The organism is Streptomyces sp. SM1, from assembly GCF_002910825.1.
Taxonomy (GTDB): Bacteria; Actinomycetota; Actinomycetes; order Streptomycetales; family Streptomycetaceae; genus Streptomyces; species Streptomyces okerensis.
On the sequence record NZ_NEUB01000077.1, the window covers coordinates 1 to 9,007 of the forward strand.

Sequence of the window (9,007 nt, forward strand, 5' to 3'; positions counted from 1 at the left end):
CCGTCCGCGCGGGTGAAGGCGAGCACGCCGTCGGCGGCGGGCAGCCAGGTGAGCGGACCGTCGCCGAAGGCCGGACGCAGCCGGATCGCCGCCCGGTAGAGGCTGAGCATCGAGCCGGGGTCCCGGGCCTGCCGGTCGGCCGCGTACGACGCCCAGCCGGCGGGCTGCGGCAGCCACGGTTCGCCACCGAACCCGGCGTGCGGCGCGTCGGCCGTCCACGGCAGTGGCACCCGGCATCCGTCGCGTCCGGGGTCGGTGCCCCCGGAACGGGCGTACATGGGGTCCTCGATGCGGTCGAGCGGGACGTCGGCCTCGGGCAGGCCGAGTTCCTCTCCCTGGTAGACGTAGACCGCGCCGGGCAGGGCCGGCGAGAGCAGGGCGGCGGCGCGGGCCCGCCGGGTGCCGAGGCAGAGGTCGGCGGGGGTGCCGAAGGCCTTGGTGGCGAAGTCGAAGCCGGTGTCGGCGCGGCCGTAGCGGGTGACCGTGCGGGTGACGTCGTGATTGGCGAGTACCCAGGTGGCGGGCGCGCCGACGGGGGCGTGCTCGGCCAGCGTCTCGTCGATGGAGGTGCGCAGCCGTTCCGCGTCCCAGGGGCAGGTCATGAAGGAGAAGTTGAACGCGATGTGCAGTTCGTCGGGGCGCAGGTAGCGGGCGAAGCGTTCGGTGTCCGGGAGCCACACCTCGCCGACGAAGACGGCACCGTACTCGTCGGCGACGGCCCGCCAGGCCCGGTAGATCCCGTGGAGTGCGTCACGGTCCACGTACGGGTGCGGGTCCCGGCCGGTGAGGTCGGGCAGTCGGGGGGCCTTCACGAGCAGCGCGGCGGAGTCGATGCGGACGCCGGCCACGCCCCGCTCGAACCAGAAGCGCAGGATGTCCTCGTGCTCCTGCCGGACGGCGGGGTGCGCCCAGTTGAGGTCGGGCTGCTCGGGTGCGAACAGGTGGAGGTACCAGTCGCCGCCCGGGTGCCTGGTCCAGGCGGGTCCGCCGAATTCCGACCGCCAGTCGTAGGGCGGGAGTTCGCCGTGTTCTCCGCGGCCCGGGCGGAAGTGGAACAGCTCCCGCGCGGCCCCGCCCGCGAGCGCCGCCCGGAACCAGGGGTGCTGGTCGGAGACGTGGTTGGGCACGATGTCGATGATCGTGCGGATGCCCAGTTCCCGTGCTTCGGCGATCAGTTTCTCCGCTTCGGCGAGGGTGCCGAAGGCCGGGTCGATCGCCCGGTAGTCGGCGACGTCGTAGCCGCCGTCCTTCATCGGTGACAGGTACCAGGGGTTGAACCACAGTGCGTCGACGCCGAGTTCGGTGAGGTGGGGCAGCCGGGCGCGGACGCCCGCCAGATCGCCGGTGCCGTCCCCGTCGCCGTCGGCGAAGCTGCGGACGTACACCTGGTAGATGACGGCGGAGCGCCACCAGTCGTCGTTGCGGTGGGGGGTGGGCTGTCCCACGGTGCGTGCCTCTCTCTGCTGTGGACGTCGGGGGTCGGATGTCAGCCCTTGGTGCTGCCCGCGCTGATTCCGGCGATGATGTGCCGCTGGAGGACGAGGAACAGCGCGACCATGGGGATGCCGGCGATCACCATCGCGGCGATGAGCACGGTCAGCTGGACGTTCTGGGACAGTTGCACGAGGGCGACGCCGATCGGCTGCTTCTCCGTGTCGGAGAAGACCATCAGCGGCCACAGGAAGTCCTGCCAGACGGCGACCAGCGCGAAGATCGACACCACGCCGAGCACCGGGCGCGACATGGGCAGCACGATCGACCACAGGGTGCGCAGCTTCCCCGCGCCGTCGATCTGGGCCGCTTCGAGCACGTCCCTGGGGAGCTGGTCGAAGAACCGCTTGAGCAGGTACAGGTTGAAGGCGCTGGCGACGGCCGGCAGCCAGATGGCGAGGGGGTCGTTGAGGAGGCCGAGGTCCGCCACGGTGAGGTACTTGGGGACCACGAGGGCCTGGGCGGGGACCATCAGGGTGGCGAGGATGCCGCCGAGGATCAGCGTGCCGAAGGCGGGCCGGAGCCTGGACAGGGCGTAGGCGGCGGCCGTGCAGAAGACCAGCTGGAAGATCCAGGCACCGGCCGCCTGCACCACCGTGTTCCACAGGTGGACCGGGAGTTGCATCAGTTCCCAGGCGTCGGTGTAACCGCCGGTGCTCCAGCTCTCCGGGACGAGGGTGGGCGGCGTGCGGGCCACCTCGTCCGGTGACTTCATCGCGCCGCTCGCCATCCAGTAGACGGGGAAGAGGAGGGCGAGGGCGAAGAGCACGGCGACGCCCGTGAACACGGTCCAGTAGACGGCCCTGCCGCGCGGGCGGGCCAGGACGGCCGGGGACACCAGGGTGCGGGTGCTCACAGGGCCTCCTCTCCGGAGCGGGTGAGGCGGAGGTAGACGGCGGAGAACGCGCCGAGCAGCGCGAGGAGCATCACGCTCAGCGCGCAGGCGCCGCCGAAGTCGTTGTAGAGGAAGGCGTACTTGTAGATGAGGTAGAGGACGGTCACGGTCGCGTTCTCCGGTCCGCCGCCGGTGATCACGAAGGGCTCGGTGAACACCTGCATGGTGGCGATGATCTGGAGCAGCATCAGCATGAGGATGACGAACCGGGTCTGCGGGACCGTCACATGCCAGACGCGCTGGAGCAGGTTCGCGCCGTCCAGTTCGGCGGCCTCGTAGAGCTCGCCGGGGATGGGCTGGAGGGCGGCCAGGTAGATGAGCACGGTGCCGCCCATGGTGGCCCAGGTGGCGACGACGACCAGGGAGATCAGGGCGGTGTCGGCGCCGTTGGTCCAGTGGGACGTGGGCAGGTGGAGGAAGCGCAGTGCCTCGTTGGCGAGGCCGGCGCCGGGGTCGTAGAACCACTTCCACAGCAGGGCGCTGACGACGGGCGGGATCATCACCGGCAGGTAGACGACGACCCGGAAGAAGGTTTTGGCGTGCCGGAGTTCGTTGAGCACGAGGGCGAGGACGAAGGGGATCGCGAAGCCGAGCAGCAGTGCGAGCAGGGTGAAGGTGAGCGTGTTGCGCCAGGCGGCGCCGAACTCGGGGTCGTGCAGGACGCGGGTGAAGTTGGCGGTGCCCACCCATTCGGGGTCCGCACCCGGGGTGTACTTCTGGAAGGCGATCACGACGGCGCGGATCGCCGGGTACCAGGAGAACAGGGCGAAGCAGACGAGTCCGCCGAGGAGGAAGCCGTAGGCGCGCAGTTGGTCGGTGAGCCGGCGCCGTCTCCGGTCCTCTGCCGGGGACGGCGCCTTCACCGGCCGGTGCCGCACGGGCGCGGCCGGCCGCTGTGCCGTCTTCGTCACCGGTCAGCCCCGGGCCAGGATGCCGTCGATCTTGCCGGAGGCGTCCTTCAGGAGCCGGTCGATGTCCGCGTCCTCCTCGGTGAGGACGGCGGAGACGACACCGTCGAGGACGGAGTAGAGCTGCTGGGCGTGCGGCGGCTCGATCTTCATCTCCAGGGCCCGGTTGCCGTCGAGGAAGGACTGGTAGTTCCCCACCGGGACGTTGGCGTTGGCCTTCTTGACCTGCTGGTCCCTGGCGTCGGCGGGGCCGGTGAACAGACGGGGTTCGGGCAGGCCGACGGGGGCGTCGTTCTTCCTGGCCCGGGCGTAGTCGCCGAGGAACCCGTCGCCGGGGGTGAGGAACATGTGGTCGAGCCACTTGAGCCCGGCGCGGATCTGCTCGGGTGAGGCCTTCTTGCTGAACATGTAGCCGTCGCCGCCTATGAGGGTGGCCTCGCCGCCGGGCATGGGGGCGAGGGCGATGTCCTGGTACGCGGCGCCCTTCTCCTTGACCAGGATCGGGATGTTGTCGGGGGCGGCGAGATCCATGCCGGGCCTGCCCGCGCCCATCATCTGCTGGACGTCGTCGATGACGAGCAGCTGCTTGCTGCCCATCGACCCGTCCTTCCACCGCATGTCGTGCAGGGTCCGCAGCACGGCGTGGCCCTCGGGGGTGTCGATGGTGGCCTTCTCGCCGTCGGCGCTGACCACGTCGCCGCCCTGGGAGTACAGCTCGGCGGTGAAGTGCCAGCCGCCCTGGTTCTGGGCGCTGTAGTCGGCGTAGCCGACGGTGCCGTCGCCGAGCGCGGCGATCTTCTTCGCGGCGTCGCGGACCTCCGCCCAGGTGGTGGGCGGCCGGTCGGGGTCGAGGCCGGCCTTCTCGAAGAGCTCCCGGTGGTAGATCAGGCCCATCGAGTAGCCGGTGCGCGGGATGCCGTAGACCTTGCCGTCGACGGTGTAGATGTCCCGCAGCTGCTGCTGGACGGTCTCGTAGCTCTTCAGCTCCTTGACGTACGGGGTGAGATCGGCCGCCCGGCCGATGTCGACGACGTGCCGCGCGTCGGTGAAGTACGTGTAGAAGACGTCCTCCATCTGCCCGCCGGCGAGTTTGGCGTCGAACGTCTTGGGGTCCTGGCAGGCGAACGCGTCGTGCGGGACGACGTCGATGTCCGGGTTCTGCTTCTCGAAGGCGGCGATGTCCTCCTCGAAGAACTGCCGGTCGGCCTTGGCGCTCTTGGGCGGCATGCAGTTGACGGTGATACGGGTCTTGCCGCCGGCGGCGTCGTCGCCGTCCGAGCCGCAGGCGGTGAGCACGAGCGCGCCGACGCCCAGAGCGACGGCGGTGCGGCGGATCCCGGTGCTTCTCATCGGCGGCCCCCTTAAGGGACAGGAACGAGTGAACCCCTCGGAACAGGAGCGGTGGGCGGGGCACACTCAAGCACCGACGACATCCGTCCGCAAAATGTCGCGCGCAATCTGAAATTATTCGACAGTCGGTCGGATCTCAGGGACGGGGCGCCTGCGCGGTCGACCCCCGCACCACCAGTTCGGGCTCGAACAGCAGCTCCTCGGGGGCCACCGCACTGCCGCTGATCTGCGCGTTCAGCAGTTCCACGGCCGCCTTGCCCATGGCCCCGATGGGCTGCCGGACGGTGGTGAGCGGAGGCTCGGTGCAGTTCATCAGGGCCGAGTCGTCGTAGCCCACGACGGAGATCCGTCCCGGCACGTCGAGCCCCTTGCGGCGGGCGGCCCGTACGACGCCGAGGGCGAGGGGGTCGCTGGCGCAGAGGAAGCCGGTGACCCCCCGGTCGATGAGCCTGGACGCGGCGGCGTGACCGCCCTCGATGGAGAACATGGCCCGGGCCACGTGCTCCTCGGGGATCTCGCCGGCGACCGCGCGGGCGGCGGCCAGTTTGCGCGCGGAGGGCACGTGGTCACCGGGGCCGAGCACCAGCCCGATCCGCTCGTGCCCGAGCGAGGCCAGGTGCCGCCAGGCCTGCTCCACCGCCACGGCGTCGTCGCACGACACCGCCGGGAAGCCGAGGTGTTCTATGGCCGCGTTGACGAGGACGACCGGGATGTTGCGCTCGGCGAGCCGGTCGTAGTGCTCGTGGGGCGCGTCGGCCTGCGCGTAGAGGCCGCCGGCGAACACGACGCCGGAGACCTGCTGCTGGAGCAGGAGGTCGACGTAGTCCGCCTCGGAGACGCCGCCGCGGGTCTGGGTGCACAGCACCGGTGTCAGACCGAGCTGGGCCAGCGCACCGCCGATGACCTCCGCGAAGGCCGGGAAGATCGGGTTCTGCAGCTCGGGCAGGACCAGGCCGACCAGCCGGGCGCGTTCACCGCGCAGCTGGGTCGGCCGCTCGTAGCCGAGCACGTCCAGGGCGGAGAGCACCGCCTGCCGGGTCGCGTCGGAGACTCCCGGCTTGCCGTTGAGCACCCGGCTGACCGTGGCCTCGCTGACCCCGACCTTCTTCGCCACCACAGCAAGTCGTCGTGTCATGGACGCAAGATTAGCGCAAGAAACGCAAGCTGCTTGCGTAACGGCGCACATTTCCGGTCAGGGGGCCGCCCACAGTCCCCGGACATGTCCGAGGTGGCGGGTCATCACCGCCCGTACCGCCTCGTTGTCCCGGGCCAGCAGCGCGTCGAGTATCTCCAGATGCTCCTCGGCCGACGCCTCCAGCCGCCCCTGCTCCACCAGCGCCGTCAGCCCGTACAGCCGGGCCCGCCGGCGCAGGTCCCGGACGACCTCGACCAGGTGGCCGTTGCCCGCGAGGGCCAGCAGCCCGAGGTGGAAGCGCTGGTCGGCCTCGACGTACGCGATGAGGTCACCGGCCGCGGCGGCGGTGACGATCTCCTCGGCGACCGGGCGCAGCGCCTGAAGCGCCACCGGGTCCGCGGTGGCGGCCAGTTCCGCCGTCGTCGGGATCTCGATGAGGGACCGGACGTGGGTGTACTCGTCGAGCTGCCGGTCGGAGACGGCGGTCACCCGGAACCCCTTGTTGGGCACGGTGTCGACCAGTCCCTCCTTGGCGAGGTCGAGCATGGCCTCGCGCACGGGGGTGGCGGAGACCCCGAAGCGGGCGGCGAGCCCCGGCGCCGAGTACACCTCGCCGGGGCGCAGTTCCCCGGCGATCAGCGCGGCCCGCAGCGCGTCCGCGACCCGCTCGCGGAAGCTGGGCGTACGGCCGCCCAGCGGGGGCAGGCCGGGGCTGTTCCCGGCGTTCATGGACTTCATGACCTTCATGGCGGTCTCGGTGTTCGCGGTGTTCGCGGTGTTCGCGGTGTTCGCAGTGTTCGCGGTGTTCATGATGCTCTCGGTGTGGGGGACGGACTCGGCGTGTTCGGCGTCGGCTGCGGAACTCACAGCACGAACCCGGTCGGGAAGGGGTCCCGCGGGTCCAGCAGGTACTGGGCGGTGCCCGTGATCCAGGCGCGTCCGGTGATGGTGGGCAGGACGGCCGGGCGTCCTGCCACCTCGGTGGTGCCGAGCAGCCGCCCGGTGAACCGGGTGCCGATGAAGGACTCGTTCACGAACTCGGCGTCCAGGGGGAGCCGGCCGCGGGCGTGGAGCTGCGCCATGCGCGCGCTGGTGCCCGTCCCGCACGGCGAGCGGTCGAACCAGCCCGGGTGGATCGCCATGGCGTGCCGTGAGTGGCGGGCGGTCGAGCCGGGTGCGGCCAGATAGACGTGGTGGCAGCCCCGGACGGTCGGGTCCTCCGGGTGGACGGGTTCGCCGGCGGCGTTGACGGCGTCCATCAGGGCCAGGGCCGCCGCGAGGATGTCGTCCTTGCGGGCCCGGTCGAAGGGCAGCCCGAGCCGGTCCAGCGGCAGGATGGCGTAGAAGTTGCCGCCGAAGGCGAGGTCGTACGTCACCGTCCGCCCGTCCGGCAGCGTCGCCTCGCGGTCGAGGCCGACGGCGAAGGAGGGGACGTTGCGCAGGGTCACCGCGGTGGCGGCGCCGTCGCTCACCGCCACGTCGGCGACGACGACCCCGGCGGGGGTGTCCAGACGGATGGTGGTGACCGGTTCGACCACCTCGACCATGCCCGTCTCGACGAGTACCGTCGCGACGCCGATCGTGCCGTGCCCGCACATCGGGAGGTAGCCCGAGACCTCGATGTAGACGACACCCCAGTCGCAGTCGCGCCGGGTCGGCGGCTGGAGGACCGCACCGCTCATCGCGGAGTGCCCACGGGGCTCGTTCATCAGCAACTGCTTGATGTGGTCGCGGTGTTCACGGAAGTACAGGCGCCGCTCGTTCATGGTCGCGCCGGGGAGCGTGCCGATTCCGCCGGTGATCACGCGGGTCGGCATGCCCTCGGTGTGCGAGTCGACGGCGTGCAGGACGAGCTTGCTGCGCATCGGGCTCCTCCCCTACGCCGGTCCGGCCGCGACGGCCTTCTCGGTGGCCGCGCGGACGGCCGCCTCCTGCCCCGGTTCCAGCGGGACGCGGGGCGGACGGCACGGCCCGCCGTGGCGGCCCACGAGGTCCATGGACAGCTTGATGGCCTGGACGAACTCCACGCGCGAGTCCCAGCGCAGCACGGGATGCAACTGCCGGTAGAGCGGCAGCGCCGTCTCGAGGTCGCCGCCGGTGGCGGCGCGGTAGAGCTCCACGCAGGACCGGGGCAGGGCGTTCGGGTAGCCGGCCACCCAGCCCTTCGCACCGGCGACGGCCAGTTCCAGCAGGACGTCGTCCGCACCCGCCAGCAGGTCGAGCCCGGGGGCGAGTTCGGCGATCCGGTAGGCGCGGCGGACATCTCCGGAGAACTCCTTGACCGCCTGGACGTGTCCCTCACCGTGCAGCCGGGCGAGCAGTTCCGGTACGAGGTCGGCCTTGGTGTCGATCGGGTTGTTGTAGGCGACGACCGGCAGCCCGCTCCGGGCGACCTCCGCGTAGTGGGCGAGCACGGACCGCTCGTCGGCGCGGTAGGCGTTGGGCGGCAGCAGCATCACGGCCCGGCAGCCTGCCTCGGCGGCCTGCTCGGTCCAGCGGCGGGCCTCGGCGGAGCCGTAGGCGGCGACGCCGGGCATGACGCGGTCCCCGCCGATGGCGGCGACGGCCGTCTCGACGACCCGGGCGCGCTCCTCGGGGGTGAGCACCTGGTACTCGCCCAGGGAGCCGTTCGGTACGACGCCGTCGCAGCCGTTCTCCACCAGCCAGGCACAGTGCTCGGCGTAGCGGTCGTGGTTCACGGAGAGGTCGTCGTTCAGCGGCAGCGCGGTGGCGACGAGAACGCCGCGCCAGGGGCGGTGGTCGGTCATGAGGGCCCTCTTCTCGGTGTGCGGTGCGTGGGGTGCGTGGGGTGCGTGGGGTGCGTGCGGTGCGTGCGGTGCGTGCGGTGCGTGCGGTGCGTGCCGCCGGTGCCGGTCGCGCTGGTACGGCTGTCCGTGCTGCCGGTGCTGCGCGGGCGCGCTGATCCTTCCGTCCGTGCAGGATGTGCCGTCCGTGCCGTCAGCACGGTTCGTTCCGCTCGTGCTGCGCCGCGAGCACCCCCAGTGGGACGGGCCGGGCGAACGGGCGGCGGTCGGGGGCGGGCGCGCCTCCGGTGAGCCCGGCGACGGCCGGTCCGCAGATCCGGCCCTGGCACCAGCCCATACCGGCCCGGGTGAGCAGCTTGACCGTCCGGGTGTCCCCGGCGCCGAGCGCGAGGGACTCGCGGACGGCGCCCGCCGTGACCTCCTCGCAGCGGCAGATCACCGTGTCGTCGGTGACCCGGTCGGC

At 71.6% G+C, this 9,007-nt stretch carries 9 protein-coding genes; all 9 read right to left on the reverse strand.

The window, feature by feature from the left end; all coding sequences use genetic code 11:
* Window positions 1-1,445 (reverse strand): glycoside hydrolase family 13 protein (locus B9S61_RS01725; protein WP_103540594.1); only part of this gene is annotated, 1,445 nt, incomplete at its 3' end.
* 41 nt (window positions 1,446-1,486) lie between these two features.
* The gene (locus B9S61_RS01730) at window positions 1,487-2,347 is read right to left on the reverse strand and encodes a carbohydrate ABC transporter permease (protein WP_103540595.1); all 861 of its coding nucleotides are present in this window, start codon (window positions 2,345-2,347) and stop codon (window positions 1,487-1,489) included.
* Window positions 2,344-3,297, reverse strand: coding sequence for a carbohydrate ABC transporter permease (locus tag B9S61_RS01735; RefSeq protein ID WP_103540596.1), 954 nt, complete (start codon window positions 3,295-3,297; stop codon window positions 2,344-2,346). The genes B9S61_RS01730 and B9S61_RS01735 overlap by 4 nt, the downstream gene beginning before the upstream one ends.
* 3 nt (window positions 3,298-3,300) lie before the next feature.
* The gene (locus tag B9S61_RS01740; RefSeq protein WP_103540597.1) at window positions 3,301-4,644 is read right to left on the reverse strand and encodes an ABC transporter substrate-binding protein; all 1,344 of its coding nucleotides are present in this window, start codon (window positions 4,642-4,644) and stop codon (window positions 3,301-3,303) included.
* Between the two features lie 136 nt (window positions 4,645-4,780).
* The gene (locus tag B9S61_RS01745; protein ID WP_181007186.1) at window positions 4,781-5,779 is read right to left on the reverse strand and encodes a LacI family DNA-binding transcriptional regulator; all 999 of its coding nucleotides are present in this window, start codon (window positions 5,777-5,779) and stop codon (window positions 4,781-4,783) included.
* Between the two features lie 57 nt (window positions 5,780-5,836).
* Complete coding sequence (locus B9S61_RS01750; RefSeq protein ID WP_103540602.1) at window positions 5,837-6,508, reverse strand: GntR family transcriptional regulator; 672 nt, start codon at window positions 6,506-6,508, stop codon at window positions 5,837-5,839.
* 134 nt (window positions 6,509-6,642) lie between these two features.
* Entirely contained in the window at window positions 6,643-7,644 is a 1,002-nt protein-coding gene (locus B9S61_RS01755) for a proline racemase family protein (RefSeq protein WP_103540598.1), read from the reverse strand.
* 12 nt (window positions 7,645-7,656) lie between these two features.
* Window positions 7,657-8,547, reverse strand: coding sequence for a dihydrodipicolinate synthase family protein (locus B9S61_RS01760; RefSeq protein ID WP_103540599.1), 891 nt, complete (start codon window positions 8,545-8,547; stop codon window positions 7,657-7,659).
* 190 nt (window positions 8,548-8,737) lie between these two features.
* Window positions 8,738-9,007 (reverse strand): (2Fe-2S)-binding protein (locus B9S61_RS01770; protein WP_181007187.1); only part of this gene is annotated, 270 nt, incomplete at its 5' end.